The organism is Massilia sp. Root418 (assembly GCF_001425265.1).
In the GTDB taxonomy this organism is placed as follows: Bacteria; Pseudomonadota; Gammaproteobacteria; order Burkholderiales; family Burkholderiaceae_D; genus Rugamonas.
This window is the reverse complement of record NZ_LMEC01000022.1, coordinates 178,671-203,906: the sequence shown is the minus strand read 5'-3', so window position 1 is coordinate 203,906 and position 25,236 is coordinate 178,671. Positions and strand designations below refer to the sequence as shown.

The 25,236-nt window shown below is 66.9% G+C and carries 26 protein-coding genes; 9 read left to right on the top strand and 17 right to left on the bottom strand.

Going from position 1 to position 25,236, the window contains the following annotated elements; genetic code table 11:
* Positions 1 to 80: 80 nt before the first annotated feature.
* Entirely contained in the window at positions 81 to 536 is a 456-nt protein-coding gene (locus ASC94_RS21440) for a MarR family winged helix-turn-helix transcriptional regulator (protein ID WP_056400306.1), read from the bottom strand.
* Positions 537 to 647: 111 nt separating this feature from the next.
* Here ASC94_RS21440 and ASC94_RS21435 point away from each other — a divergent pair, with 111 nt between their 5' ends.
* Genes ASC94_RS21435 through fnr form a run of 3 tightly spaced genes read left to right on the top strand, consistent with a single transcriptional unit; the run spans position 648 to position 2,179 of the window.
* On the top strand, positions 648 to 869 hold the full coding sequence (locus ASC94_RS21435; protein WP_056400303.1) for a DUF2892 domain-containing protein: 222 nt from the start codon (positions 648 to 650) through the stop codon (positions 867 to 869).
* Complete coding sequence (locus tag ASC94_RS21430; RefSeq protein WP_056400299.1) at positions 856 to 1,374, top strand: RNA polymerase sigma factor; 519 nt, start codon at positions 856 to 858, stop codon at positions 1,372 to 1,374. Before ASC94_RS21435 ends, ASC94_RS21430 begins: the two co-directional genes overlap by 14 nt.
* Before the next feature lie 46 nt (positions 1,375 to 1,420).
* On the top strand, positions 1,421 to 2,179 hold the full coding sequence (gene fnr, locus ASC94_RS21425) for a fumarate/nitrate reduction transcriptional regulator Fnr (RefSeq protein WP_056400297.1): 759 nt from the start codon (positions 1,421 to 1,423) through the stop codon (positions 2,177 to 2,179).
* A gap of 78 nt (positions 2,180 to 2,257) precedes the next feature.
* Here fnr and ASC94_RS21420 read toward each other — a convergent pair whose 3' ends face one another.
* From ASC94_RS21420 to ASC94_RS21360, 13 genes are all read right to left on the bottom strand, one after another.
* A complete protein-coding gene (locus ASC94_RS21420; protein ID WP_056401477.1) occupies positions 2,258 to 2,785 on the bottom strand; it encodes a FixH family protein in 528 nt (175 codons plus the stop codon).
* Between the two features lie 16 nt (positions 2,786 to 2,801).
* Entirely contained in the window at positions 2,802 to 4,184 is a 1,383-nt protein-coding gene (gene ccoG, locus ASC94_RS21415) for a cytochrome c oxidase accessory protein CcoG (RefSeq protein ID WP_373888132.1), read from the bottom strand.
* Positions 4,159 to 5,139, bottom strand: a complete 981-nt coding sequence (gene ccoP, locus ASC94_RS21410; protein ID WP_056400292.1) for a cytochrome-c oxidase, cbb3-type subunit III — start codon at positions 5,137 to 5,139, stop codon at positions 4,159 to 4,161. Before ccoP ends, ccoG begins: the two co-directional genes overlap by 26 nt.
* Positions 5,132 to 5,290 (bottom strand): CcoQ/FixQ family Cbb3-type cytochrome c oxidase assembly chaperone, encoded by a 159-nt coding sequence (locus ASC94_RS21405; protein ID WP_056400291.1) that lies wholly within the window; start codon positions 5,288 to 5,290, stop codon positions 5,132 to 5,134. The genes ccoP and ASC94_RS21405 overlap by 8 nt, the downstream gene beginning before the upstream one ends.
* A gap of 1 nt (position 5,291) precedes the next feature.
* Positions 5,292 to 5,906 carry a cytochrome-c oxidase, cbb3-type subunit II gene (gene ccoO / locus ASC94_RS21400; protein ID WP_056400289.1) on the bottom strand — a complete coding sequence of 205 codons (615 nt, stop codon included), beginning with the start codon at positions 5,904 to 5,906 and terminating at the stop codon, positions 5,292 to 5,294.
* Positions 5,907 to 5,935: 29 nt separating this feature from the next.
* On the bottom strand, positions 5,936 to 7,357 hold the full coding sequence (gene ccoN / locus ASC94_RS21395; protein WP_056401473.1) for a cytochrome-c oxidase, cbb3-type subunit I: 1,422 nt from the start codon (positions 7,355 to 7,357) through the stop codon (positions 5,936 to 5,938).
* Positions 7,358 to 7,459: 102 nt separating this feature from the next.
* On the bottom strand, positions 7,460 to 7,612 hold the full coding sequence (gene ccoS / locus ASC94_RS21390; RefSeq protein ID WP_056400286.1) for a cbb3-type cytochrome oxidase assembly protein CcoS: 153 nt from the start codon (positions 7,610 to 7,612) through the stop codon (positions 7,460 to 7,462).
* Between the two features lie 3 nt (positions 7,613 to 7,615).
* On the bottom strand, positions 7,616 to 10,282 hold the full coding sequence (locus ASC94_RS21385) for a heavy metal translocating P-type ATPase (protein WP_082616730.1): 2,667 nt from the start codon (positions 10,280 to 10,282) through the stop codon (positions 7,616 to 7,618).
* Complete coding sequence (locus ASC94_RS21380; protein WP_056400283.1) at positions 10,279 to 11,121, bottom strand: sulfite exporter TauE/SafE family protein; 843 nt, start codon at positions 11,119 to 11,121, stop codon at positions 10,279 to 10,281. The genes ASC94_RS21385 and ASC94_RS21380 overlap by 4 nt, the downstream gene beginning before the upstream one ends.
* Positions 11,122 to 11,128: 7 nt before the next feature.
* Positions 11,129 to 12,604, bottom strand: a complete 1,476-nt coding sequence (gene hemN, locus ASC94_RS21375; RefSeq protein ID WP_056401465.1) for an oxygen-independent coproporphyrinogen III oxidase — start codon at positions 12,602 to 12,604, stop codon at positions 11,129 to 11,131.
* A gap of 14 nt (positions 12,605 to 12,618) precedes the next feature.
* A complete protein-coding gene (locus ASC94_RS21370; RefSeq protein ID WP_056400279.1) occupies positions 12,619 to 14,298 on the bottom strand; it encodes a PAS domain-containing methyl-accepting chemotaxis protein in 1,680 nt (559 codons plus the stop codon).
* Positions 14,299 to 14,421: 123 nt separating this feature from the next.
* Entirely contained in the window at positions 14,422 to 14,850 is a 429-nt protein-coding gene (locus ASC94_RS21365; RefSeq protein ID WP_056400276.1) for a MarR family winged helix-turn-helix transcriptional regulator, read from the bottom strand.
* Between the two features lie 102 nt (positions 14,851 to 14,952).
* Complete coding sequence (locus tag ASC94_RS21360) at positions 14,953 to 17,079, bottom strand: EAL domain-containing protein (RefSeq protein ID WP_056400273.1); 2,127 nt, start codon at positions 17,077 to 17,079, stop codon at positions 14,953 to 14,955.
* 90 nt (positions 17,080 to 17,169) lie between these two features.
* Between ASC94_RS21360 and ASC94_RS21355 the strand changes: the two genes are divergently transcribed.
* A complete protein-coding gene (locus tag ASC94_RS21355; RefSeq protein ID WP_056400269.1) occupies positions 17,170 to 17,523 on the top strand; it encodes a TfoX/Sxy family protein in 354 nt (117 codons plus the stop codon).
* Positions 17,524 to 17,536: 13 nt separating this feature from the next.
* Here the strand turns inward: ASC94_RS21355 and yiaA are convergent, their stop codons facing one another.
* A complete protein-coding gene (gene yiaA / locus ASC94_RS21350; RefSeq protein ID WP_056400266.1) occupies positions 17,537 to 17,962 on the bottom strand; it encodes an inner membrane protein YiaA in 426 nt (141 codons plus the stop codon).
* A gap of 60 nt (positions 17,963 to 18,022) precedes the next feature.
* On the bottom strand, positions 18,023 to 18,970 hold the full coding sequence (locus tag ASC94_RS21345; RefSeq protein WP_056400262.1) for a DUF808 domain-containing protein: 948 nt from the start codon (positions 18,968 to 18,970) through the stop codon (positions 18,023 to 18,025).
* Between the two features lie 185 nt (positions 18,971 to 19,155).
* Here ASC94_RS21345 and ASC94_RS21340 point away from each other — a divergent pair, with 185 nt between their 5' ends.
* Both ASC94_RS21340 and ASC94_RS21335 read left to right on the top strand, forming a co-directional pair.
* Complete coding sequence (locus tag ASC94_RS21340; protein WP_056400253.1) at positions 19,156 to 19,800, top strand: LysE family transporter; 645 nt, start codon at positions 19,156 to 19,158, stop codon at positions 19,798 to 19,800.
* 115 nt (positions 19,801 to 19,915) lie between these two features.
* Positions 19,916 to 21,922 carry a DUF6600 domain-containing protein gene (locus ASC94_RS21335; protein ID WP_056400250.1) on the top strand — a complete coding sequence of 669 codons (2,007 nt, stop codon included), beginning with the start codon at positions 19,916 to 19,918 and terminating at the stop codon, positions 21,920 to 21,922.
* A gap of 202 nt (positions 21,923 to 22,124) precedes the next feature.
* Here ASC94_RS21335 and ASC94_RS21330 read toward each other — a convergent pair whose 3' ends face one another.
* Positions 22,125 to 22,610 carry a phage regulatory CII family protein gene (locus tag ASC94_RS21330; RefSeq protein ID WP_056400245.1) on the bottom strand — a complete coding sequence of 162 codons (486 nt, stop codon included), beginning with the start codon at positions 22,608 to 22,610 and terminating at the stop codon, positions 22,125 to 22,127.
* An 82-nt stretch (positions 22,611 to 22,692) separates the two neighbouring features.
* Between ASC94_RS21330 and ASC94_RS21325 the strand changes: the two genes are divergently transcribed.
* Genes ASC94_RS21325 through ASC94_RS21315 form a run of 3 tightly spaced genes read left to right on the top strand, consistent with a single transcriptional unit; the run spans position 22,693 to position 25,236 of the window.
* Positions 22,693 to 23,586: a hypothetical protein gene (locus ASC94_RS21325; RefSeq protein WP_157201542.1), complete on the top strand. Its 894-nt coding sequence runs from the start codon at positions 22,693 to 22,695 to the stop codon at positions 23,584 to 23,586.
* Between the two features lies 1 nt (position 23,587).
* The gene (locus ASC94_RS21320) at positions 23,588 to 24,370 is read left to right on the top strand and encodes a DUF2491 family protein (protein ID WP_056400241.1); all 783 of its coding nucleotides are present in this window, start codon (positions 23,588 to 23,590) and stop codon (positions 24,368 to 24,370) included.
* A gap of 53 nt (positions 24,371 to 24,423) precedes the next feature.
* Positions 24,424 to 25,236, top strand: a complete 813-nt coding sequence (locus ASC94_RS21315) for a hypothetical protein (protein WP_056400238.1) — start codon at positions 24,424 to 24,426, stop codon at positions 25,234 to 25,236.

The following is a 25,236-nucleotide window of genomic DNA, read 5'->3' as shown; positions in this document are numbered from 1 at the left end:
CCTATCAAAGTGACTTTTTAGCAAGGCGTGCGCGGCAATGCGGCAAAGTGCCCGGGCACGGCGGCGGCTGCCGTGGCCATTCAGGAAAGGTTGCTATTCAGCTTATCCAGTCCACTGGCCAGCTGTTCCACGTCCTGGTGGGTAATGGCGCAGGCGTGCGCGAACTGCTGGCTCACGCGCAGGCCGGCGGCGCGCAGGTCGCGGCCCTTCGCGGTCAGGGTCAGCACGCGGTTGCGCTCGTCCTGCGGATCGCGTCCGCGCAGCAGGTAGCCCTCCGCCTCCAGCCGCTTCACCAGCGGTGTGATGGAACCGGAGTCCTGCTGCAGGCGCTGGGCGATATCCTTGATGCCCAGGCCTTCCTGCTCCCACAGCACCACCATCACCAGGTACTGCGGGTAGGTGAGATTGAGTTCGGCCAGCAGGGGCTTGTAGTGCTGCGTCATCTTCAGCGACGTCGAATACAGCTTGAAGCACAGGTGCTGGTCCAGCGTGGGGGGCGTGGGATGGTTCCCGGGTTGGTTCTTGTGAGCGCTCATGAGCGTAGCCTACCAAAATATTTTTGAAACCGCGAATCCGAATCCGGTTTGCCCGCCTCTTGGTAGCCGAGGGACGTCCTCATGATGCGATAGACTCTACAGGAGAGCGAAATGTTCTATGTTAAAAACGTACCAAACGGTGAGCGCGCGGTGCGCGTGGTGGCGGGTTTGCTGGCAATGGCTATCGGCCTGCTAGCCGTGGGCGGCACGCCGGGCGTGCTGCTGGCGGCGTCGGCGGCCGGCATCGCGGTTTCCGGCCTGTTCGGCTTCTGCCCCATGTGCGCCATGGTCGGCCGCCGTCTCGACAAAGCGAAAAAGAATGGCACTGTCTGACCATTATTTACCGGTGTTGCAAGCCGCCCACAGCGGCGACCCGGCGGCCCTGGCCCAGTTGCTGCGCCTGTGCCAGCCCGACATCCGCCGCTATGCCCAGCGTTCCTGCCTGATCAGCGACGTGGACGACGCGGTGCAGGAAGCGCTGCTGGTGCTGTCGCGCCGCCTGGAAGCGGTGCGCGTGCTGGCGGCGTTCTCGGGCTGGCTGTTCAAGGTGGTGCAGCGCGAATGCCGCCGCCTGGGACGGCTGGCGCTCAACTACGATCCGTATGACGAGGAGCGTGCCGAGCAGTGGCTGGCCGCGCAGGACACGGCCGGCCTGCGGCGCGACCTGGTCAACGCGCTGGAGTCGCTGCCGGCCGATTACCGCGAGGTGATACTGCTGCGCGATTTCGCTGAAATGAGCATCGCCGAAATCGCGGCCGAACTGGCCTTGAGCGTGGCGGCCGCCAAAAGCCGGCTGCACCGCGCGCGCCTGATGGCGCGCGAATACCTGATCGCCTGACTGCGGATTAGGCTGGCGCGGGGGGCGCATCGTTTACACTGGACGCATGACTATCGAGCTCCCATCCCTGACCATACCCGGCGTGACGGTGGAGGTGCTGCGCGCCAAGTGCGCCACCTGCAGCATGCACCAGCTTTGCCTGCCGATGGGACTGGGCGCCGCCGACATGGACCGCCTGGACCAGATCATCGGCCGGCGCCGCAAGGTGCCGCGCGGCGGTACGCTGTTCCGCATCGGCGCGCCGTTTACCAGCCTGTATGCGATCCGGCTGGGGCACTTCAAGACCTACCAGATCAACGCGGACGGCGCGGAGCAGGTCACCGGCTTCCAGATGGCGGGTGAACTGCTCGGCATGGACGCGATCAGCACCGACCGTCACCACTGCAATGCCATGGCGCTGGAGGATAGCGAAGTGTGCGAGATTCCGTTTTCCAGCCTGCAGCAGCTGCTGGCCGACATGCCGGCCCTGCTGCGCCACTTTCACCGGATGATGAGCCAGGAAATCACGCGGGAGCAGAGCGTGATGCTATTGCTGGGGAATATGCAGGCCACGCAGCGCTTCGCGGCCTTCATCGTCAACCTGTCCTCGCGCTACGAGGCGCGCGGCTATTCGGCCACGCAGTTCCAGCTGCGCATGTCGCGCGAGGAGATCGGCAATTACCTGGGGTTGACCATTGAGAGCATCAGCCGCCTGCTGTCGAAGTTCAAGAAGGAGGGGCTGCTCAGGGTGAGTAACCGCGAGATTGAATTGCTCGATCCCGCGCGGCTCAAGGCCATCACGGCAGGAATGGACCGCTGCGGCTGAGCCGGCCGGTTACGCCAGCCGACACCGCGCCTGTCCCATGTAGGGCGGGTTAGCCGGAACGGCGTAACCCGCCAACGCTCAATCGGCCCGCACCGTTACTTCGCGCTGCGCCGGCCACTGCCAGCTGCCTTCCAGGCGCCATTCGCGCTTGTCGTCCTCCAGCAGCACTTGCCAGCGGCTGCGCTCCAGCATCGGTAGCGCCACCGCGAAGCGGCCGTCGGCGGCCGGCACCACCACCAGTTTGATATCGCGTTCCGGCTGCGTGGCGTGCGCCAGGTGCAGCAGCACGCGCCGTGGTGCCGCCTGGCCAGCGCCGGTGTGGGCGAGAGCGCCGGTGAGCACGCCGCGCGCCACGTCGTAGCGCAGCTCGGCCGACAGCCCCAGCGCGCTGGCAGCACGGTCGCGCCGCAAGTCCTGGTTGATGGCCTTGCCGCGCTTGTAGTAGTCGCCCACCACCAGCGAGTCCGGCTGTGAAAAGGCCAGCCATCCCGTGTACAGGCCCGCCACCAGCACCACGAAAGGCCCCAGCATCAGCAGCCATGGCCAGCGCTGCGACCACCACGGCTGCGCCGCGGGAAAGGCCTGGTTTGGTACGCTTGCTTGCATGATCTTCTCCTTCACTTCATCGCGGCACAATGAATACCGCGTTTTCCCTGACCTGCAGCGCGGGATCGTCCAGCGCCTTCAGCTCGAAGGCGATCTTGTTCGACCCTTTGGCGCCGTCGCCATGGGCTGTACGCAGGCGCACCGGCACCGCGCGCGTTTCCGTGCCGGCCAGCTCCACCTCCTTGTCCGTCACCAGCTCCAGCGTCGACAGGCCCGAGACGCTGATGCGGTAGCGGTGCGCCTGTTCTGACGTGTTCATGATCTGCAGGCGGTACACGTTCTCTATCATCCCGTTTTCCACCTCGCGGCCCATGGCGCCACGGTCACGGATCACGTCCATCTTCAGCGGCGTGCGCAGCCACAATGCCGTGCCCACAGCGCAGATGATGAACAGCAGGATGGCGCTGTAGATCAGCACGCGCGGGCGCAGCGCATGCTGGCGGATCTGCCTGGGCGTGTAGCGTTCCGCCAGCGCGTGGTCGGTGCTGTACAGCACCAGGCCGCGCGGCTCGCCGATCTTGTCCATCACGCTGTTGCAGGCGTCCACGCAGGCGGCGCAGCCGATGCACTCGTACTGCAGGCCCTTGCGGATGTCGATGCCCACCGGGCACACCTGCACGCACATCGAGCAGTCGATGCACGAACCGTTGGCGCCCTTGCCGCCTTTGCCACGCGGGCCGCGCGGCTCGCCGCGCTTGGCGTCGTAGGTGATGATCAGCGTGTCGCGGTCGAACATCGAGCTCTGGAAGCGGGCATAGGGGCACATGTATTTGCATACCTGCTCGCGCAGCCAGCCAGCGTTGCCGTAGGTAGCCAGCGCGTAGAACAGCACCCAGAACCACTCCCACGGTCCGAAGCTCAGTGTCAGCGCTTCGTGCGCCAGCGACTTGATGGGAGTGAAGTAGCCCACGAAGGTATAGCCGGTCCACAGCGCCACCGCACCCCAGGCCAGGTGCTTGCCGCCCTTGCGCCAGGCCTTGTTGAAGGTGGCGCCTTCCTTGGCCAGCCGCATGCGCGCACTGCGCGTGCCCTCGAACTTGCGCTCTATCCAGAGGAAGATCTCGGTGTACACCGTCTGCGGGCAGGCGAAGCCGCACCACACGCGCCCCGCGATGGCGGTGGCCAGGAACAGCAGGTAGGCGCAGATGATGAGCAGCGCCGCCAGGTAGATGAAGTCCTGCGGCCACAGCACCAGGCCGAAGATGTAGAACTTGCGCGACGCCAGGTCGAACAGCAAGGCCTGGCGGCCGTTCCACGTCAGCCACGGGGTGCCGTAGAAGGCCAGCTGCGTGAGCCAGACGAACACCCAGCGCAGGCTGGCGTAGCGGCCCTTGGTCTCGCGAGGATAAATCTCCTCGCGGGCCGCGTACATCTTAATGACTTGTTCCGGCGCGTTCATGTTCATTGCCTTGAGCCGTCGCCGCCACGGAGGCGACAGCCGGTTGATTCGACAGGCCCCAGACGTAGGCGGCCAGTACGTGCACCTTGCCTTCGCCGAGGAAGTCCGCGAACGCCGGCATGGTGTTGTTGCGGCCCTTGCGGATGGTTTCCATGATGGTCTCGGCGCTGCCGCCGTACAGCCACACCTTGTCGGTCAGGTTGGGCGCGCCCAAGGCCTGGTTGCCGGTGCCTGCGCCGGTGTGGCAGCCCATGCAGGCGTTGAACTTGCCCTTGCCGAATACCGCCTTGATCGGATCGGCAGCGCCGCCGGAGAGGCTGAGCACGTAGTGCGCCACGTTTTCCACATCCTTGTCCGAGCCCAGGGCGGCGCCCATGGGCGGCATCATGCCGTGGCGGCCGTTCATGATGGTGGTCTTGATGATGTCCGGCGCGCCGCCGTACAGCCAGTCCTTGTCGGTCAGGTTGGGGAAGCCCTTGTTGCCGCGCGCATCCGAGCCGTGGCACTGCGCGCAGTAGGTCAGGAACAGGCGCTCGCCGATGGCTTGCGCCTTCGGATCGGCCGCCACCGCCTGCAGCTCCTGCTTCAGGTACTGGTTGAACAGCGGGCCGTATTCGGCCTCGGCCTGTTTCAGCTCGGCGCCGTACTGGCCGCTGGATTTCCAGCCCAGCTTGCCGGCGTAGTCGCCCAGGCCGGGGTACAGGAACAGATAGGCCAGGCCGAATACGATGGTGATGTAGAACAGCCACATCCACCAGCGCGGCATGGGCGTATTGAGCTCGGTCAGGTCTTCATCCCAGATATGGCCGGTGGTGCCCACCGGGGCGTTCACGTCCTTCAGGGCCTTGACCTTGTGCTTGGACTGCGACCATAGCAGCACCGCGCAGCCGAACACGCCGAGCAGCGTGAGCGTGACGATGTAGTAATTCCAGAAACCGCTGGTGAAGTCAGACATGATCTGCCTCCTCGTCGGCGAACGGCAGTTGCGCGGCTTGCGCGAAGCTGGCCTGGTTGCGGCGGGCGTACGCCCACGCCACGATGCCAATGAAGGTGATGAAGGAGATAACGGTCATCACGCGGCTGGCGTTGTCGAACAGGTTTTCCATGTCAGTTCCTCGTCTTGATCTGGGTGCCCAGGCCTTGCAGGTAGGCGATCAGGGCGTCTTCCTCGGTCTTGCCTTCCAGCTCGGCCGGTGCGGCGGCGATCTCGGCGTCCGAGTAGGGATCGCCCAGCCGCTGCAGTGCGCGCAGGCGCGGCACGATGTCGGCCGGTTTCAGCGTGGCCCTGGCCAGCCACGGGTAGTTCGGCATATTCGATTCCGGCACCACGTCGCGCGGATTGGCCAGGTGGGTCTTGTGCCATTCGTCGCTATAGCGGCCGCCCACGCGCGCCAGGTCGGGACCGGTGCGCTTGGAGCCCCACTGGAAGGGACGGTCGTAGACGAATTCGCCGGCCACGGAATAGTGGCCGTAGCGTTCCGTCTCGGCGCGGAACGGGCGCACCATCTGCGAGTGGCAGTTGTAGCAGCCTTCGCGCACGTACACGTCGCGGCCGGCCAGGCGCAGCGGGCTGTAAGGCTTCAGGCCCGCCACCGGCTCGGTGGTCGATTTCTGGAAGAACAGCGGCACAATCTCCACCGCGCCGCCCACCGACACCACCAGTGTCACCAGCACGATCAGCAGCCAGGGGTTCTTCTCGATCCATTCATGCGAAAATTTCATTTCATAGCTCCGTAGTCATAGTTCCGAACTCATGCGGCCTTGAGTTCAGGGATGCGGGCGGTGACGGGGGCGCGGCCGCGCAGCGTCATCCAGGTGTTGTAGCCCATCAGGCACATGCCGCCCAGGTACAGCAGGCCGCCGGTGAAGCGCACCACGTAGTAGGGATAGGTGGCTTTCACGCTCTCGACGAAGGTGTAGGTCAGGGTGCCGTCGGGGTTAACCGCGCGCCACATCAGGCCCTGCATCACGCCGGCAATCCACATGGCGGCGATGTACAGCACGATGCCGATGGTGGCAACCCAGAAGTGCAGGTCGATCAGCTTGGTGCTCCACATGGCCTTCTGGCCGGCCAGGCGCGGCAGCAGGTAGTAGATCGAACCCATGGTGATGAAGCCCACCCAGCCCAGCGCGCCGCCGTGGACGTGGGCGATGCCCCAGTCGGTGTAGTGCGACAGCGCGTTCACGGTCTTGATCGACATCATCGGGCCCTCGAAGGTGGCCATGCCGTAGAACGACAGCGAGACGATCATGAACTTCAGGATGGGGTCGGTGCGCAGCTTGTGCCATGCGCCCGACAGGGTCATCATGCCGTTGATCATGCCGCCCCACGATGGCGCCAGCAGGATCAGCGAGAACACCATGCCCAGCGACTGGGTCCAGTCGGGCAGCGCGGTGTAGTGCAGGTGGTGCGGGCCGGCCCACATATAGGTGAAGATCAGCGCCCAGAAGTGGACGATGGACAGGCGGTAGGAGTAGACGGGGCGCTCGGCCTGCTTCGGAATGAAGTAGTACACCATGCCCAGGTAGCCGGCGGTGAGGATGAAGCCCACCGCGTTGTGGCCGTACCACCACTGGATCATGGCGTCCTGCACGCCGGTGTACATGGAATAGGATTTGGTCAAGGTTGCAGGCATGCTCATGCCGTTCACCACGTGCAGCAGCGTCACCGCCAGGATGTAGCCGCCGAAGAACCAGTTGGCCACGTAGATGTGCTCCACCTTGCGCTTGATGATGGTGCCGAAGAACACCACGGCGTAGGCCACCCACACCAGCGCGATCAGGATGGTGATGGGCCATTCCAGCTCGGCGTATTCCTTGCCGCGCGTGAGGCCCATCGGCAGCGTGACCACCGCGCTCAGGATCACGGCTTGCCAGCCCCAGAAGGTGAACGCGGCCAGCTTGTCCGAGAACAGGCGCACCTGGCAGGTGCGCTGCACGACATAGTAGGAAGTGGCGAACAGCCCGGAGATGCCGAACGCGAAGATCACCGCGTTGGTGTGCAAGGGACGCAAGCGCCCGTAGGTGAGCCACGCGATGTCGAGGTTGAGGCTGGGCCAGGCCAGCTGGGCGGCGATGATGACGCCGACCAGCATACCGACGATGCCCCAGACTACCGTGGCGATCGCGAATTGCTTCACGATCTTGTAGTTGTAGTTGAGTGCTTGATCCACTTTGTGTTCTCCCAAGAACGCTTTGATGATGTATGTCAAAGGTTACGTGGGTGGGACCTAAAAAACTTTGATGTGGATCAAAATTGGCCGAACGAGGAAGAGCTAGGAGGAGCTGGAGTCGTCATCCTGCAGCACCCGTAGCGCGGGGCCGACAAGGTCGTCGAACTGGCCGTTGTCGGAGGCTTTGAAGAAGATCCAGAGCGCGCCGAAGACCAGCACGACGCTCAGGGGAACCAGCAAATATAGGGCTTCCATGTTTTATCCTCTGCGCAGGCGCAGCGCGTTGATCACCACCACCGCTGAACTGAGCGCCATGCCGGCGCCGGACAGCCAGGGATTCAGATAGCCCAGCGCGGCGGCCGGGATGGCGGTGATGTTGTACAGCGTGGCCCAGGCCAGGTTCTGGCGGATCACGGCCATGGTGTGCGCGGCGGCGCGCGCGGTGTCGGCCACGGCGCCCAGCTGGCCATTCATCAGCACCGTGTCCGCGTGGGCTTGCGCCAGCGCGGCGCCGCTGCCCATGGCAAAAGACACATCGGCCGCGCTGAGGACGGCGGCGTCATTGATGCCGTCGCCCACCATCGCCACCACCGCGCCCTCGCGCTGCAAATCCTGCACGAATGCCAATTTTTGCTGCGGCAGGAATTCGCCGCTGGCCGCGTCGATGCCCAGGCTGCGCGCCACCTGCTGCGTGAGCGCGTCATCGTCGCCGCTGAGCAGCACCAGCTGCTTGCCCTGCGCGCGGAAGTAGTCCACAGTCGCCTGCGCGTCGGGCCGCAGCGCGTCGCACAGCAGGAAGCGCGCGATCCATTCGCCGCCGCAGCCGAGATACACCGGTGTGCCTTCGCCGGCCAGGTCTGCCATTCCTGCCAGCCTGCCGCACCCGCCCACTTCATCCATGCAGGCCGTGCCGGCGATGCCGGCCACGAAAGTGGCGCTGCCCAGGCGATAGAGGGTGCCCTGTACGGTGCCTTCCAGGCCCTGGCCCGGCACCTCGCGCACGCCGGCGGCGTTCCAGCGCGCCATCACTGCCGCCTCGCCCGCCGCCGCCAGGATGGCGCGGCCGATCGGGTGCAGGCTGTTCGCTTCCAGCGCGGCCGCCACTTGCAGGGCGGCGCTGGCAGCCGTCTGCCCCAGCGCATCGACGCGCTGCACCGCCGGCCTGCCCTGTGTCAGCGTGCCGGTCTTGTCGAACACCACGTGGGTGGCGCGGTGCAGCGTTTCCAGCACGTGCGGGCGCACGATCAGGACGCCTTGGCCGAGCAGCCGGTCGGTGACGGCGGCCAGGGCGGACGGCATGGCGAGCGACAGCGCGCAGGGGCAGGACACCACCAGCACGGCGATCGCCACCGGCCAGGCGCGTGCCGCGTCGTGCCAGCTCCACCACGCGAACGTGGCCAGCGCGAACAGCAGCAGGCCGGCCACGAAGCGCGACGCGGCGCGGTCGGCCCATTGCGCGATCTGCGGCTTGTCCGTGCCGGCGCTTTCGATGAGCTTGAGCAGGCCGGACAGCGTGCTGTCGCTGGCTGGCTTGCTCACGCGCGCCACCACCGCGTTGCTGGCATTGATGGCGCCGCCCGGCACGCCCGCGCCGGCCGCCACGTGCTGGGGCGCGCTCTCGCCGGTCAGCAGCGACAGGTCGACCGAGGTCTGGCCTTCCACGATGTCGCAGTCGGCGGCGAAGGTTTCGCCGGGCTTGACCAGGATGAGATGGCCGGCGCGCAGCGCGGAGGCAGGCACGGTGCTGGTATCGCGCTTGAGCGGCCAGTCCGGCATCTGCGAGGCGGAGGCCGGCAGGCCATGCTGCATGCGCTCCAGCGCGGCGCTGGCCTTGCGCCGCGCGGCCAGCTCCAGGTAGCGGCTGCACAGCAGCAGGAAGATGAACATGGTGACGGAGTCGTAGTAGACATCGCCCGCACCGCGCCAGGTGGCGATGCAGCTGGCGCCGAATGCGGCGGTGATGCCCAGCGCTACCGGCACGTCCATGCCCAGCGCGCGGGCGCGCAAGCTGTTCCAGGCGCCGCGGAAGAAGGGCAGGGCGGAATAGCACACGGCGGGCAGCGTGAGCAGCAGGCTGGCCCACTGCATCAGCGCGGCCATGCTGTCGTCCAGGGTGCCGTCGTCGGCCAGGTAGGCGGGGGCGACGTACATCATCACCTGCATCATCGACAGGCCGGCCACGAACAGCTGGCGGCCCAGGGTGCGGCCGGCCTGCTGCAGTTGCCTGGTGTGGCGCGCCGCGTCGTAGGGCCAGGCCTGGTAGCCAATGCCGTGCAGTGCGCCGAGGATGTCGGCGGGGCGGCACTGGTCCTTGTTCCAGCGTACCTGCAGGCGCTCGGTGGCCACGTTCATGCTGGCGCGCTGCACGCCGGGCAGCTGCATCAGGCGCCGTTCGATCAGCCACACGCAGGCGGCGCAGCGGATGCCTTCCACCAGCAGGGTGGCCTCGGCGTCGCCCGTGCTGCCGTCGCGCGCGGAAAAGCGCGGGTCGGCATTGTCGTACAGGGCCAGTTCGGGCGGCACCAGCTGCGCCTGCGCGGCGGTGGCGGCGTAGCCGGTGCGCTCCCTGTAGTAGGAGGACTGGCCGGCGTCGCTTATTGCTTGCGCGACGGCTGCGCAGCCGGGGCAGCACATGGCGTGCTCGACGCCGTCGATGCGTGCGGACCAGCGCTCGCCGGCGCTGCGCGGCAGCGGCAGGCCGCAGTGGTAGCAGTCCTGCGGATGTGCGTTCACCTGCCCGGCGTCCCGGCCGGCATCCTGGCCCGGTGCCGTCCAAGGCGCGCCAGGCGTGGCTACCGCAGTGGCCGTGCCGCTGGCGCTGGAGGTGGCGCCCGTGCCGGTGCCTGTGCCGCCACCGATAATGCCGCCGATGCAGCGGTTGGTGGCGGCAGTGGTGCCGGCGCTGGCGATGTACGGGTGGCTCATGGCCGGGCTCCGATGCAGAGCGCGTCGATCCAGCCGTGGGCGGCGGTGGCGTCGGGCATGCCGAGCGCATGCAGCAGCGGGCCGGCGGCGCCGCTGGCGCGCAGCAGCCCAAGCGCGCCGAAGGCCAGCACCAGCATGCCGCACAGGGTGCGCACGGCGCGCCGCTGCAGCAGCTGCCGTAGTTGCGCGCCCAGCGTGCCGAGGGCGGCCAGCATGGGCAGCGTGCCCAGGCCGAAGGCCAGCATGACCGCTGCGCCGCGCGCGGCCGATCCGCTCAGCGCCGCCGTCAGCAGCACGCTGTAGACCATGGCGCAGGGCACCCAGCCCCACAGGCTGCCCAGGGCCAGTGCCCTGGCCGGCGTGTCCATCGGCAGCAGGGGACGCAGCAGCGGCTGCAGGCGCCTCCACAGCGCGCCGCCCAGCGTTTCCAGGCGCGCCAGGCCGCGCCAGGCGTTCATCAGGTAGAGGCCAAGCGCTACCAGCATCAGGTTGGCCAGCCAGAAGGCGGCGCCTTGCCAGGCAGCGATTCTCGCCAGGCTGGCCGCGCCGCCCGCCAACCCGCCCGCGATGGCGCCCGCCAGCATGTAGCTGCCGATGCGCCCTGCGTTGTAGGCCAGCATGCGCGTGGCGGCCTGCGCCGATGGGGCAAGCGCGGCCTGCGGCGCGCACGCTGCGGGCAGCGGCGCGGCAGCCGGCAAGATGGGAACCACGCGCCGGGTTGCGCCGCTGCGGCCCGGCATGGCGGACAGCGCGCCGACGATACCGCCGCACATGCCGATGCAATGTACGCTGCCGGCCAGGCCGACCAGGAACACCGGCAGCAGATTCACCCCGTCCATGGCAGTCTCAGATCGTTTTCGAGTAGCGCAGCGGCTGCACTGCGCCTGCGGGCGCGCGCCCCGCGTCCGCTTCCTGCGCGCGCGGCAGGCCGAGGTAGCGGTCGAACACCATGCAGATGTTACGCACCAGCAGGCGGCCCTTCATGGTCACGGACAGCCACTCGCCGTCCATGGTGACCAGGCCATCCTGTTCCAGGGGCCGCAGCTGTTCCAGCTCGCCGGCGAAGTACTCCGCGAAGCGCAGCGGATACGCCATCTCGATGGAGGCGATCGACAGCTCGAAACTGCACATCAGCTTTTGAATGATGATGCGGCGCAGCAGGTCGTCCGTATTGAGCCTGATGCCGCGCGCCACCGGCAGCACGCCCTGGTCCAGCTTCTCGTAATAGGCATCCAGCGTCTTCTCGTTCTGGCTGTAGGTATTGCCCACCGAGCTGATGGCCGACACGCCCACCGCCACCAGGTCCGCTTCCGCATGCGTGGAATAGCCCTGGAAGTTGCGGTGCAGGCGGCCCTGGCGCTGGGCCACGGCCAGGTCGTCGTCCGGCTTGGCGAAATGGTCCATGCCGATGTACACATAGCCGGCCGACGTCAGTTCGCGGATGCACAGCGCCAGCATGTCCAGCTTCACGTCGGCCGGCGGCAGGTCCGCATCCAGGATGCGGCGCTGCGGCTTGAACAGGTGCGGCAGATGGGCGTAGTTGTACAGCGCAATGCGGTCCGGCGCGGCGGCGATCACCTTGGCCATGGTCTGGCGCATGGTGTCCAGGGTCTGCTTGGGCAGGCCGTAGATCAGGTCGATGCTGATGGAGCGGAAGCCGGCGTCGCGCGCGGCCTGCATCACGGCCAGCGTTTCCGCTTCCGGCTGGATGCGGTTGACGGCCTTCTGCACCTCCGGATCGAAGTCCTGCACGCCCAGGCTGACGCGGTTGAAGCCTTGCGCGCGCAGCGTGTGCACGCGTTCGCGCGACACGGTGCGCGGATCGATCTCGATCGAGTACTCGCCCTCCTCGTCCGGCGCGAACTCGAAGTTCTTGCGCAGGTGCGCCATCAGCTCTTCCATCTGGCGGTCGCTCAGGTAGGTGGGCGTGCCGCCGCCGAAGTGCAACTGGCTGAGCTGGTTCATGCCGGAGAACAGCTTGCCCTGCATGCCGATCTCCTGCTTCAGGTAGCTCAGGTAGGTGGCGGCCTTGCTGCGGTCCTTGGTGACGATCTTGTTGCAGCCGCAGTAGTAGCAGACCGTATCGCAGAACGGCACGTGCACGTACAGCGACAGCGGGCCCCTGCCGCCGCCGCGCATCTTCAGGCCTGCCACCGCTTCCAGGTAGCTGCCGTAGCCGAAGTCCGCGCTGAAGCGGTCGGCTGTCGGATAGGAGGTGTAGCGCGGGCCGGAGGTGCTCAGGCGGCCGATGGTGGCCGCGTCGAAGCGCAGCGGCGCGGCCGCTGCCGGGATGCCGATGGGGCTGGAGTCGTCATGGTTCATGGTCGTCACCGCTTTCATGCGGCCAGGCGCTTGGCGCCGCCGTGCTTGCTGCCGTGTTTGCCGCTGTCCTTGCCGCCGCGCAGCGGGCTCACCCGCGCCGCCTGCTGGGGCAGAGTACGCTTGCCGAACTTGAACAGGCTGACCGCCTGGGTCAGGCCGCCCGCTTCCACCGCCAGGCTCTTGGCCGCCGCCGCCGCTTCCTCCACCAGCGCCGCGTTCTGCTGCGTCACCTGGTCCATGTGGGCGATGGCCTGGTTGACCTGGTCCACGCCCAGGCTCTGCTCGCGCGACGCCACCGAGATTTCCTGCATGATGGCCGTGACCTGCTTGACCGAGTCCACCACCTGCTCCATGGTGGCGCCGGCGCGGTGCACCTGCGTCATGCCGGCGCTGACCTTGCTGACCGAAACGTCGATCAGGTGCTTGATGTCCTTGGCCGCCACCGACGAGCGCTGCGCCAGGTTGCGCACCTCGCCTGCCACCACGGCAAAGCCGCGTCCCTGTTCGCCGGCGCGGGCCGCTTCCACCGCCGCGTTCAGCGCCAGGATGTTGGTCTGGAAGGCGATGCCTTCAATCAGGCCGATGATGTCCACGATCTTGCGCGAAGAAGTGTTGATGTCGTCCATGGTGGCGATGACGTCGGCCACGATCTCGCCACCCTCCACCGCCACGCTGGAAGCAGCCTGCGCCAGCTCATTGGCCTGCACCGAGTTGTCGGCGTTCTGCCGCACGGTCGAGGCGAATTCCTCGATGCTGGACGCGGTTTCCTCCAGGCTGGCGGCCTGCGCCTCGGTGCGGCCGGACAGGTCCGCGTTGCCGGCGGCAATCTGGCGCGTGGCCACCGCCATGGTTTCCACGTTCACGCGCACATCGCGGATGGTGGCGATCAGGTTGCTGTTCATCTGCTGCAGCGCGCGCAGCAGCTGGCCCACTTCGTCGGTGGCGTGGGTGTCGAAGGAGCCCGACAGGTCACCGGCCGCGATGGCGCGCGCGCCGTCCAGCGCCTTGCCCAGCGGCTGCAGCACGCTGGTGCGCAGCGTGTACCACAGGAACACGTTGACCAGCAGGCCGACGAAGGTGGCGCCGAAGATGGTGTAGCGGGTCAGCGCGGAGGCACCGTCGCCGAACAGGCTGGCCAGGCACACAAACAGCAGCAGCGTGTTTACGCCGCTGGTCGAGGCCCAGATGCGGGCCGCCAGCGAGGAGTGGCTCAGGCGCGCCAGCCAGTTGCCCACGCCGGGGTGGATCAGCTCGCCGTTCTTGATGGCGATGCCGGCCGCCGCGCCGTTCTCGCGGATCTGGCGGTAAGCCTGTTCGGCCGCCCGCACCTGCCCGGGCGCGGCCTTGGTGCGCACCGACATATAGCCCAGCGTCTGGCCGTTCTCGCGGATCGGCGTGATGTTGGCCTTGACCCAGTAGTAGTCGCCGTTCTTGCAGCGGTTTTTCACCAGCCCGGTCCACGGCGTGCCGCTGCGGATCGAGCTCCACAGGTCGGCAAAGGCCTGCGGCGGCATGTCCGGATGGCGCACGATGTTCTGCGGCGCGCCGATCAGCTCCTGTTCGCTGAAGCCGCTGACCTGCACGAAATACGGATTAACGTAGACAATATTGCCGTTCAGGTCAGTCTTGGAGACGATGGCCTGGTCATCTGAAATCTCGACTTCGTGGTTCGTGACGGGTAAGTTGGTGCGCATCCTGATCTCTCCTGCGGGCTGGTTTGCTTGCTCTATCGCAAGACATGCAGCCAGTGTAAGGAGAGCGGCGGGCAAATTTATTGATGTAGATCAAAAATGCCCGGATTGCGCGGCGCGGGCCGCCTACTTCGGCGGCAGCGATTTCAGCAGGTTGTCGCGCAGCGTCACCACGCTTTTCTGCATGGCGGGGAATTCCTCGGCCGACAGGCCGCACGCCTGGAACAGGTTCTTGCCTTCGGCGGCCTGGCGCCGGAGGTTCTGGCCCTGCTCGGTCAGGCGGACAATCACCTGGCGCTCGTCGGCGGCCGCGCGCTGGCGCGTCAGATAGCCCATCGCCTCCAGTTTCTTCAGGATGGGCGTAAGCGTGTTCGATTCCAGGAACAGCTTGTCGCCCAGGCCGCTGACCGTCTGGCCGTCCTGCTCGGACAGGGCCACGATGGTGATGTACTGGGTGTACGTCAGGCCGAGTTCGTCGAGGATGGGCTTGTAGGCCTTGCCGAACGCCAGGTTGGCCGAGTAGATGGCAAAGCACAGGTAGTCGGCCAGCGGCATGGTGGCCGCTGGGGAGGCTGCTGCTGCTGCTGTTGCTGCTGCGGGTTCGCGGGTGTCCATGGGAACTCCTTAAATGAGTGCCCATTATACATCGCATCCGATCTAATTACCGCTGCGCCGCATGGGCCGCAGCGTACCGACCGCGTGGCCCTGCGCATAGTCCACGCCCAGGCCGCGCACCAGGGCCAGGGTTTCATCGTCCTCCACATACTCGGCCACGGTGCGCATGCCCATCACGTGACCCACTTCGTTGATGGCTTTCACCAGTGCGCAGCTGATGGCGTTGCTCTTGATGTCGCGGATGAACATGCCGTCTATCTTCAGGTAATCCACCGGCAGCGCCTTCAGATAGGCGAAAGAGGACAGGCCGCTGCCGAAGTCGTCCAGCGAGAACCTGCAGCCCAGCGCCTTCAGGCGCGCCATGAAAGTCTGTGCCTTGGGCAGGTTGGCGATGGCGGCCGTTTCCGTCACCTCGAAGCAGATCTGGGTGGGATCGATGCCGAATTCGGCGAATTGCTGCAGGATGTAGTCGTGCAGGCCCTCGTCGTTGAGCGAAGTGCCCGACAGGTTCACCGAGTACATCGCGGCCGCGCCGCCCTGGCTGCCGGGCTGCGCGGCGCGCTCGCGGTGCACATAGTCGCACACCGAGCGGATCACCCAGCGGTCGATCGCCACCATCAGGTCGTAGCGTTCGGCGGCCGGGATGAAGGCGCCTGGCAGGATCAGGTCGCCCTTGCTGTTCTGGATGCGTATCAGCACTTCGTCGTGCTCCTCCTGCTGGGCGCCGAGGTGGACGATGGGTAGCGCGTACAGGCGGAAGTAATTGTTCTCGAACGCTTCGTTCAGGCGCGACACCCACTGCATCTCGCCCTGCCGCTGCGCCAGCTTCATGTCGGACTCCATGTACTGGTGCACCCGGTTGCGGCCCTGTTCCTTGGCCAGGTAGCACGCCTGGTCGGCCGCCATCAGCAGCTCCGTCATGGACTTGCTGTCGTGGTTGATCTCCACCAGGCCGATGCTGGCGCCGATCTCGAAGCTGCGGCTGTCCCACACGAAGCGGAAACTCTTGATCGACTGGCGCAGCTGGTCGGCGATCAGCGCCGCCTGGTCGGGCGGACAGTGCGGCAACAGCACGCCCAGCTCGTCACCCCCCAGCCGGGCCAGCACGTCGCTGTCGCGCATCTGCGTCTGCAGCATCTTGGCCAGCAGCTGCAGCAGCACGTCGCCGGCGCTGTGGCCGCAGGTGTCGTTGACCACCTTGAACTGGTCCAGGTCGATGTACAGCAGCGCGTGCTGATGGCCCTCGTGCTTGGCCGAGTGCAGCGCGGCGGCAATCTGGTGCTCGAACTCGCGCCGGTTCATCAGGCCGGTAAGCGTATCGTGGCTGGCGTACCAGGTCAGCTGCTGGGCCAGCTTGCGTTCATGGCTCACGTCGCGGAACACTACCACCGTGCCCAGCATGTCGCCCTCGCCGGACCAGATCGGCGCGGCCGAATCCTCGATGGCGATGTGGCGGCCGTCGCGCGTGACCAGCTGGGTGCCGTCGCTCACGCCGATGGACTGGCGCAGGCGCAGGCAGCGCATGGCCACGTGCTCGGTGCTGGCCTCCGGCGCGGTGCGCATGGCCGGCGGCAGCCGGCTTTCCGGCTGCTCGTAGACCAGTTTAAGCGTCTGCTCGATCGGCAGGCCGCGCGCCGTCTCCTGGCTCCAGCCGGTCAGCTGCTCGGCCACGCGGTTCAGGTAGCGCGTGTTGCCCTGCGCATCGGTGGTGGCCACGCCGTCGGCGATGCAGGCCAGCGTCACCTCGGCCAGCTCCTTCTGCTCGGCGGTCTCCAGCTCCTGCTGCTTGCGGGCGGTGATGTCCCACACGATGCCCAGCGTGCGCTCCGGCACGCCCTGTTCGTTGCAGTTGGCATGGGCCTTGGCCGCCAGCCAGTGCACGCTGCCGTCCTGCCAAACCACCCGGTACTCCAGTTCGTAGTCGGCGCAGCGCGCCACGGCGCCTTGCATGCGCTCGAACAATGCGCCGCGGTCGTCCGGATGGACGTACTCCAGGAAGGTCCGGAATGGCTGCTCGCAGGGGCGTTCCGGCAAGCCAAGCAGTACAGCGCCGTCGGCCGACCAGTGCACCGTGCCGTCGGCGATGTTGCCGTTTTCAACAGTGGAATCCCAGATCGCCATGTGCGCTGCGGACATCGCCAGTTGCAACCGCTTCTGCATGTCTGTCATCGTCGTCTCCTTGCGCTCCCAGGGTGTGACCGGCGCGCGGGAAAAAAGTTCAGGCGTAGGCTAGGATAGCGAAAGAAAAAGGAGGCGGCAATGGCATCGCAACAGGGCACGGTGGATTTTTTGGTGGACCAGATGGCGGGGGCGGGGGCGCTGGCCGCGCGAAAAATGTTCGGCGAGTACGCCATCTATTGCGACGGCAAGATGTTCGCGCTGGTGTGCGACGACCAGCTCTTCGTCAAGCCGGTGGCGGCCAGCCGCGCCTGGATAGGCGAGCCGCGCGAGGCGCAGCCCTACCCGCAGGCCAAGCCGTGGTTTCTGATACCGGGGGAGTGCTGGGACGACCGTGAATGGCTCACGGAACTGGCGCGGCGCACGGCGGCGGCACTGCCGCTGCCGGCGCGGAAGAAGAAGAAAGCAAAGCCGGCCGCGCAAGCCGCCGGCTAGCCGCAGGGCGCGTTCAGGCCTCGCCGGACTGCGGCGCTTCCTTGTTGCCGGTGTTGTCGCGCACGTTCTTCTGCACTGCCACGGCGGCAAACAGGCTCAGCACGAACGACATGGCATAAAAGCCCTTTTCGCTGGGCGCCAGGGTGGCGTTCCACAGGCCCACCGACAGCAGCAGCAAGGCCAGCAGCAGCGACATCCAGCACAGCGCGAAATACATATTGGTGACCGCGATCCCTTCCATGCGGTCGCGCACCGACTTTTGCAGCGACACGGCGGCAAACAGGCCGTAGGCCAGCAGCGTGAAGTAATAGCCCTTCTCGTTGAGCTGCATGGTGGCGTTCCACAGTCCGGCCAGATAGGTGACGGCGCCCACCAGCAGGGCTGCCCACGAGGCGCCCACGAAGGCGGCGGTGGGGCGTTGCGGCGTGATCTTGTTCATGCTCTCTCCAAGTGTGGCCGGGCGCCGGCCGGCGCCCGAATTGCTATCAAACCAGAATAATCAGTGCGAGCGTTTGAATAAGCGCAAGAAACGGCCTGCCGCCGTCACCCCCACCAGCACCAGCGCGCCGGCGATCACCCCGGCCACGGCGTCCAGCAGGGAGGGCGTGACCGCCTGCAGCACGGCGCCCGCGCCGGGCAGGGAGCCCATGAACTCGGCCGCGTGGTGGATCACGTCGTGCGCGGCGGGGATGCCGTGCGTCAGGATGCCGCCGCCCACCATGAACATGGCCAGCGTGCCGGCCACCGACAGGAATTTCATCAGCTTGGGCGCCGCCGCCAGCAGGAAGCGGCCCAGTCCCTGGGTGAAGGCGCCGGCGCCGGGGCGCTGCGCCAGGTACAGGCCGGCGTCGTCCATCTTGACGATGGCCGCCACGATACCGTACACGCCCACCGTCATGGCTACGGCAATGCCGGCCAGCACCGCCACCTGCTGCGAGAACGGCGCGCCGGCCACCGTGCCCAGCGCGATCACGATGATCTCGGCCGACAGGATGAAGTCGGTGCGGATGGCGCCCTTGATCTTGTCCTTTTCCAGCGCCACCATGTCCACCGAGGGATCGGCCACGGCGGCCGCCAGCTCGGCATGGTGCTGCTCGTCCTCATGCTCGCTGTGCAGGTATTTGTGGGCGATCTTCTCGAAGCCCTCGAAGCACAGGTAGGCGCCGCCCAGCATCAGCAAGGGCGTGATGGCCCAGGGCGCGAAGGCGCTGATGGCCAGCGCGGCCGGCACCAGAATGGCCTTGTTCTTCATGGAACCGAGCGCCACCGCCCACACCACCGGCAGCTCGCGGTCGGCATTCACGCCCGCCACTTGCTGGGCGTTCAGGGCCAGGTCGTCGCCCAGCACGCCGGCGGTTTTCTTGGCGGCGACTTTGCTCATGGCGGCCACGTCATCAAGGATGGTCGTGATGTCGTCGATCAGGGCCAGCAGACTGGTGCCGGCCATCTCAGCGGCCTCCCCGGACAGCGGCGGACAGGGGGGCGGAGGCGTGTTTTTTCATGGTGCGGGGAGAAGAAGTGGATGCAGCGCTAATCTTACATCATAAGCAACTGTCGCCAAGCAAGTGTTCACGCAGGCGCGTGCCGCCCGCGCTACAATGGCCGCTCAAAAAACACGCCCTGGAACTCAGCATGGCCTTCAGCACCTGGATCACTTTTGTTATCGCCGCGTCCATCATTGCCGTCTCGCCCGGTTCCGGCGCGGTGCTGTCCATGTCGCACGGCCTGTCCTACGGCGTGCGCAAGGCCAGCGGCACCATCCTGGGCCTGCAGGCCGGCCTGCTGCTGGTGCTGGCCATTGCCGGCGCCGGCGTCGGCTCGCTGCTGCTGGCGTCGGAACTGGCCTTCAACGTGGTGAAAACCGTGGGCGCGCTGTACCTGATCTGGCTGGGCTTGAGCCAGTGGCGCGCCAGGGTGCAGGCGGCGCCGGCCGGCGCGGCCGTGGCCAAGGCCGAACTGCCCTCGCTGCAAAAGCGCGTGCTGACCGGCTTCCTCACCAATGCCACCAATCCCAAGGGCATCATTTTCATGGTGGCCGTGCTGCCGCAGTTCATCGCCCAGGACCACCCCTTGCTGCCGCAACTGCTGATCCTGGCCGCCACCATGTGCACCATCGACCTGGTGGTCATGCACAGCTACGCCTTCCTGGCCGCTTCCATGCAGCGCTTTTTCCGCGACGCGCGCGCCGTCAAGCGCCAGAACCGCGTGTTCGGCGGGCTGCTGATGGCGGTGGGCGCGGCCCTGTTCTTCGTCAAGCGCGGCGGCGCGCACGCCTGATCGCGCCTGGTCGCGTCCGAGCGCTGCGTTCTACTATGTGAAAAGATTTGTAACCGCCATCGCCTGAAACGCAAATGCGGCGTTAAATAGTCCTATCTCACACTGGAGTGCCGCCATGGGCCGCAAACTTGCACATTTGATCCTGTTGACCGCGCTGGTCGCCGCCAGCACGCTGGCGCTGGCCGACGACGATCCGCCTGCGCGCGTCGGCCGCATTTCCAGCGCCGAGGGCCAGGTCACGGTCGAGGCCGACGGCGAGGAAGCCAGCGGCAGCCTGCTGAACTGGCCGGTGGCCAGCGGCACCCGCATCACCGCCGCGCCCGGCTCGCGGCTGGAATTCCGCATCGGCTCGGCTGCCATCCGCCTGGACGGCGACTCCAGCCTGGAAGTGGAATCGCTGGACGACAACAGCCTGCGCCTGCGCCTGAACTACGGCAGCGCCAGCGTGCGCCTGCGCAGCGGCGAAATGCTGGACGACTTCGAACTGAGCACGCCGCAAGCCCGCGTCACCCTGCTGGAACCGGGCCTGGTGCGGGTGGACAGCGAGCGCCAGCCGGACACCAGCGTGGTGTCCGTGCTGCTGGGCGCGGCCAGCGTGGACGGCGGCGGCACCGCCCTGACCCTGCGCGCCGGCAAGCGCGCCGTGGTGCAGGGCGACCGGATCAGCACCGGCCAGGCGCAACGCGACCGTTTCGACGACTGGGTGATTGCGCGCGACAAGCGCGACGAAAACTCCCAGTCGCTGCGCTACGTCACGGCCGACGTCACGGGCTACGAAGAGCTGGACCAGTACGGCAGCTGGCGCGAAAGCGACGAATACGGCCCGCTGTGGTCGCCCCGCTCGGTGCCGCTGGGCTGGGCGCCCTACCGCGACGGCCGCTGGACCTGGCTGGACCCGTGGGGCTGGACCTGGGTGGACGACGCGCCGTGGGGCTACGCTCCTTCGCACTACGGCCGCTGGGTGATGTTGGACACGCGCTGGTACTGGGCGCCGGGCCGTTTCAGCTCGCGCCCGGTGTGGGCGCCGGCGCTGGTGGGCTGGGTGGGCGGCAGCAACTGGAGCGTTGCGTTCGCCAACCGCTACAACGGCCCCGGCATCGGCTGGTATCCGCTCACGCCGCGCGACCGCTTCGTGCCCTACTACCGGGTGTCGGCGGACTATGAGCGCCGCGTCGGCTGGAACCACCAGAACAGCGTGCGCTGGAAGCCGCAGCGCGAAGTGCGCCGCGAGGGCGTGACCGTCTTGCCGCGCGAACAGTTCGACGCCCGCCGCACCGTCAACGTCGGCAAGGCGCCGCGCCTATCGCTGGCGCCGAACGACGCACGCAACGTGCCGCTGTCCACCGCGCCGCTGCCGCTCACGCGCATGTCGCCCGGCGCGGTGACGCCCGGCCGCGTCATCGAAACCCGGCGCGACCGGGGCGACGGCTTCGAGCGCCAGCCCAGGAACAGCATCAGCCAGGGTCTGACCCGGGATAATCGCGACAGTGTGAACCGGGTGCCGATGCAAGCGCCTGCCACGCCGTTCGCCCAGCCGGCAGCTGCCGCACCTGCCGCGCCGCTGGCCACCCAGCGTCCGCAGGCCGACGGCCGCAACGGAGACGACGAGCGCCGTTCCCGCCTGCTGCGCGAACGGGACCAGAACGATGAACGCGAGCGCCGCGAAGCGGGCCAGCGCTGGAACCGCCAGGCGATCCAGCCGCAACCACAACCGCAGCCGCAGCCGCAGCCGCAGCCGCAGCAAGCGGTGCCGCAGCCGCCGGCCCAGCATCCCTTCGCGCAGCCGGCGCAAGCCGCGCCGCAGCCCGGCGCGCAGTTCCGCCAGCGCGATGAAGGCGCCGAGCAGCGCGGACGGGAGCAGCGCGAACGGGTGCAGCGCGAGCATCGGGAGGCCCGGGAAGCGCCGGCCTTCCGCGCCCCGCCGCCGCAGGCGCAGCCACAGCCGCAACCGCAACCGCAACCGCAACCGCAGCACCAGGCCCCGCCCCAGCACCAGGCCCCGCCGCCGCAAGCGCAGCCAGCGCCCCGGCCACAGATGCAGGCGCCGCCGCCGCAGCAGCAGCAGCAGCGCGAAGAAGGTGGCGGCCGCCGCCAGCGTGAGGAACGCAGCAAGGAGCGCTGATCCATAGCGGGAACTCTGCATTTCAGGCCGGAATTTCGCACGTCCAGCCCGCGAATTATGCAGTTCGTCACATTCCGATGGCAGGCCGGCTCCGCTTTTCATAAAGTGGAGCCAGTCAAAAGTTCCCGACTATTTTTTCTTTTCCCAATTAAAAATAGTTCTTTGAGCCGGCCCTCCCAGTCGGCTCTTTTTTTCGCCTGCGTTATTTGCTGCCCGCCAGGTTGCGGATGCGTGCCCGCCATTCGCCCAGCGCCGACAGCGCGTCGTGGAACTCGCGCTCTATGAGATCGGCCTCGGATGGTGTAATCTTGCCATCAAGTAAAGATTGTGAAACGGCTTCCGCCACGTCGCCCACCTGGCTCATCACCCGGCACACGGTTTGCGACAGGTCATCCTTCGCCACCTGCTCCGGCAGCGGCACCACGAAGGCGGCCATGCCGTGCCGGGTCAGCAGGGCGTGCAGGGGCAGCAGCGCGTCCTTCACCCCCGCTTTCTGGCACAGTTCTATGATGGCCGACACCTCCTCGAACGAGGGATAGTGCGAGGCAATCGTGGGTGACAATTTGTTACGTAATACGTTCACGGAAATACCCATGCATTGCGACAATGCCTCTATTCCGCCGGGATACGCCCGTGCCACGGTATAGAGCGCGTCGTGTTGATTCATATCAGAGTATTTGCGGGTCATGGTGAAGCAGGTCCTTTTTTACCGATGCATTTGTCAGGCACGGACATTATGCTGTTATTCATTCAACTTTGAGGTTGGGGCAATGAAGAAGTCTCTCCGCACTACGATAGCGCTGGTTTTGTCGATGACGCTGGCCATGAACGGCGCGTATGCCGATACGCGCCCGGCCAAGAGCTCCGGTTCGTTCAAGAGCGGATTCTCGTCGCAAAAGAGCAGCGCTGCAAGAAGTAACCCTTCTAAAAGCAGCAACGACAGCGCGGCCAGCCGCGGCGGCAACACGTCGTTCGGCTCCTTCGGCTCGGCGCGCCGGGCCCCGGACAGCGCGGCCGGCACGCGCAACCAGTCCGCCATGTCGCAGGACATGACGCGCCGCCAGGCCGAGGAAAACGCGCTGCGCACCATGGACAGCCGGCGCGCCGCCCGCGAAGCGCAGCAGCGCACCCTGCCGCCGCTGGACCCGGTGATGCCGCGCCAGCCGCAGCAGGGCCCGCAGTACGGCCAGCAGGCGCCGCAGTATGACCAGCGCGGCTATGACAACCGGGGCTACGACCGCAGCGGCTACGACAACCGCGGTTACGACAGCCGGGGTTACGACCGCAACGGCCGCCTGGCCACCGCCGGCGCCGCAGCGGCCGGCGCGGTGCTGGGCTCCATCCTGAGCGCCCCGGCCCACGCCAACCGCGCCCCGGCCCAGGCCCCGGTGCCGAGCAATGTGCCGGCCGACATCGGCTCGCTGGGCCCGGTGGACCCGGCCGCGGCCGGCGCTTCCGCCGCCGGCACGCAGGTGGGTACATCCGCCGCCGGTACCACGGCCGGCATGGATGCGGCGCAAGCCGAGCCGGCGCGCAAGCAGTCCGGCGGCCTGGGCTGGTTCGGCTGGGCCATGGTGCTGGGCCTGGGATACCTCGGCTGGCGCCTGCTGCGCGGCCGTCTGATGAAGCCGAAAGCCGGCCGCAACTACACTTTGGGAGATTGAGATGGGTTGGAAAGATGCAGTGGATTATGTGCGCGGCGCCGCCACCAAGCGCGGCATGGCCGAAGCGCCGGCGGACCAGGAATTGCCGCTGGGCGCGCGCATCGGCAGCTTGGTGAACCTGCAGCAATCGCCGTTGCTGCGCGCCAGCGCCGCCGGTTCGCTGATCCGCATGCCGAACGGCAGCGACACCCGCATCCTGGCCGTGTCGCGCATCAAGCTCAACCTGTCCGGCAAGCTGTACCGCTATTACCTGGACAAGGGCGACGACGCCGACGACGAGAAGTTCCTGCAAGTGTATGTGAACGAACACGGCCAGGTGGCCGAGATCCTGTACTGCACCCAGCTGGCGCGGGTGATCCCGGAAACCGCCGAGGACCAGGAAGCCTACACCGGCGAAGCCGGCTACGGCCTGGGCGACGCCAGCTACACCCTGTGGCGCGCGCAGCTGGGCGGCCACGGACTGGACGAGCGCGACCTTGACCTGGCCTTCGGCGCCGAGGAAGGCCTGGAATACCTGCGCGACGCGGGCAATCCGGATGCGCCCTTCGTGGCGCCCTTCAACGGCACCGAAACCCGCATCGACGACGCCGGCGGCATGGGCGGCCTGCTGCAGGAAATGTACTTGATGCCCTATGTGCGCGAGCTGGACGGCGCGGGCAAGGAATTTTTGCTGATCACCACGGAAATTGTCCGCAGCGTGAACGGCGATGCAGGAAAACGCGGTATCCATGTGGATTTTGTCATTGGCATACCGGTTGAGCAGGAACGTGTCGTCATCCAGTAAGGACGGCGGCACGCACAGGGCAGTTCCATCTAAAGACTGAAAGGAAGAACAACATGAGCAACACGAATGGCTGGGCTTTGACCGCGCGTCTGATCACCAAACACTTTGGCGCCCTGGGCGACCGCGTTTCCGAAGCGATCGCCAATTTCGACCCTGAAACGGCGACCGAGGCCGACCGCGACCGCCTGGCCGACACCTTGCGCGCCACCGCGCAAAAGCTGGCCGCCGCCCGATCCTCCTTTGAGAAGGAGCATGCGGACGTGGTCAAGCTGCAGGAACTGATCGCCAACGACGAGAAGGCCGCCGAAACGCTGGGCGAGCGCCTCGCTTCGGGCCGGATCTCGGAAGCCACCATCAACCTGTTCTGCGACGAGCTGGAGTCTAACAAGGCCCGCCTGCCGCAGGAAATCCAGGAACAGGCCGACGCCGAAGAGTACATGAACGAGCTGCAGAAGATCGTCGACGCGCTGTCGCACCAGCTGGCCGACTTCGACGCCGCCGCCAAGAAGGCGCTGCAAGCACTGGCGCAGGCCAACGCCCAGCGCGACCTGCAGCAGGTGCGCGCCGAGCGCCAGGAGCAGCTCAACGGCCTGAAAGGCCTGCAGGGCAACTCCAGCGCACTGAACGCGCTCACCCGCCGCGCGCAGGCGGTCAGCAATGAAGCGGCCGGCATGAAGATCGTGGCCGACATCGGCCAGCGTCCCATCGACCAGGCAGCGGAGCTGGATGCGATCCGCAAATCCGTCAGCAATCCCGGCGCGGCGGGCGGGGAGTCCGCGCTGGACCGCCTGAAGCGCCTGTCCGGCAAGCCTGCCGCCTCGCTTGCCGCGCCGCACGCTGCGCCGCAATTGGGCAGCAACGCCTAA

Excerpts from the sequence above, each read along its gene's own strand:
- ASC94_RS21380 (WP_056400283.1), bottom strand. The coding sequence starts at position 11,121 with ATGGACGGGGTGAATCTGCTGCCGGTGTTCCTGGTCGGCCTGGCCGGC.
- ccoP (WP_056400292.1), bottom strand. The coding sequence starts at position 5,139 with ATGTCTGACTTCACCAGCGGTTTCTGGAATTACTACATCGTCACGCTC.
- ASC94_RS21370 (WP_056400279.1), bottom strand. The coding sequence starts at position 14,298 with ATGCGCACCAACTTACCCGTCACGAACCACGAAGTCGAGATTTCAGAT.
- ASC94_RS21440 (WP_056400306.1), bottom strand. The coding sequence starts at position 536 with ATGAGCGCTCACAAGAACCAACCCGGGAACCATCCCACGCCCCCCACG.
- ASC94_RS21335 (WP_056400250.1), top strand. The coding sequence starts at position 19,916 with ATGGGCCGCAAACTTGCACATTTGATCCTGTTGACCGCGCTGGTCGCC.
- fnr (WP_056400297.1), top strand. The coding sequence starts at position 1,421 with ATGACTATCGAGCTCCCATCCCTGACCATACCCGGCGTGACGGTGGAG.
- ASC94_RS21330 (WP_056400245.1), bottom strand. The coding sequence starts at position 22,610 with ATGACCCGCAAATACTCTGATATGAATCAACACGACGCGCTCTATACC.
- ASC94_RS21365 (WP_056400276.1), bottom strand. The coding sequence starts at position 14,850 with ATGCCGCTGGCCGACTACCTGTGCTTTGCCATCTACTCGGCCAACCTG.
- ASC94_RS21320 (WP_056400241.1), top strand. The coding sequence starts at position 23,588 with ATGGGTTGGAAAGATGCAGTGGATTATGTGCGCGGCGCCGCCACCAAG.
- ASC94_RS21430 (WP_056400299.1), top strand. The coding sequence starts at position 856 with ATGGCACTGTCTGACCATTATTTACCGGTGTTGCAAGCCGCCCACAGC.
- ASC94_RS21420 (WP_056401477.1), bottom strand. The coding sequence starts at position 2,785 with ATGCAAGCAAGCGTACCAAACCAGGCCTTTCCCGCGGCGCAGCCGTGG.
- yiaA (WP_056400266.1), bottom strand. The coding sequence starts at position 17,962 with ATGAACAAGATCACGCCGCAACGCCCCACCGCCGCCTTCGTGGGCGCC.
- ccoO (WP_056400289.1), bottom strand. The coding sequence starts at position 5,906 with ATGAAATTTTCGCATGAATGGATCGAGAAGAACCCCTGGCTGCTGATC.
- ASC94_RS21385 (WP_082616730.1), bottom strand. The coding sequence starts at position 10,282 with ATGAGCCACCCGTACATCGCCAGCGCCGGCACCACTGCCGCCACCAAC.
- ASC94_RS21340 (WP_056400253.1), top strand. The coding sequence starts at position 19,156 with ATGGCCTTCAGCACCTGGATCACTTTTGTTATCGCCGCGTCCATCATT.
- ASC94_RS21405 (WP_056400291.1), bottom strand. The coding sequence starts at position 5,290 with ATGGAAAACCTGTTCGACAACGCCAGCCGCGTGATGACCGTTATCTCC.
- ASC94_RS21360 (WP_056400273.1), bottom strand. The coding sequence starts at position 17,079 with ATGACAGACATGCAGAAGCGGTTGCAACTGGCGATGTCCGCAGCGCAC.
- ASC94_RS21355 (WP_056400269.1), top strand. The coding sequence starts at position 17,170 with ATGGCATCGCAACAGGGCACGGTGGATTTTTTGGTGGACCAGATGGCG.
- ASC94_RS21435 (WP_056400303.1), top strand. The coding sequence starts at position 648 with ATGTTCTATGTTAAAAACGTACCAAACGGTGAGCGCGCGGTGCGCGTG.
- ccoS (WP_056400286.1), bottom strand. The coding sequence starts at position 7,612 with ATGGAAGCCCTATATTTGCTGGTTCCCCTGAGCGTCGTGCTGGTCTTC.
- ASC94_RS21315 (WP_056400238.1), top strand. The coding sequence starts at position 24,424 with ATGAGCAACACGAATGGCTGGGCTTTGACCGCGCGTCTGATCACCAAA.
- ASC94_RS21325 (WP_157201542.1), top strand. The coding sequence starts at position 22,693 with ATGAAGAAGTCTCTCCGCACTACGATAGCGCTGGTTTTGTCGATGACG.
- hemN (WP_056401465.1), bottom strand. The coding sequence starts at position 12,604 with ATGAACCATGACGACTCCAGCCCCATCGGCATCCCGGCAGCGGCCGCG.
- ccoG (WP_373888132.1), bottom strand. The coding sequence starts at position 4,184 with ATGAACGCGCCGGAACAAGTCATTAAGATGTACGCGGCCCGCGAGGAG.
- ASC94_RS21345 (WP_056400262.1), bottom strand. The coding sequence starts at position 18,970 with ATGGCCGGCACCAGTCTGCTGGCCCTGATCGACGACATCACGACCATC.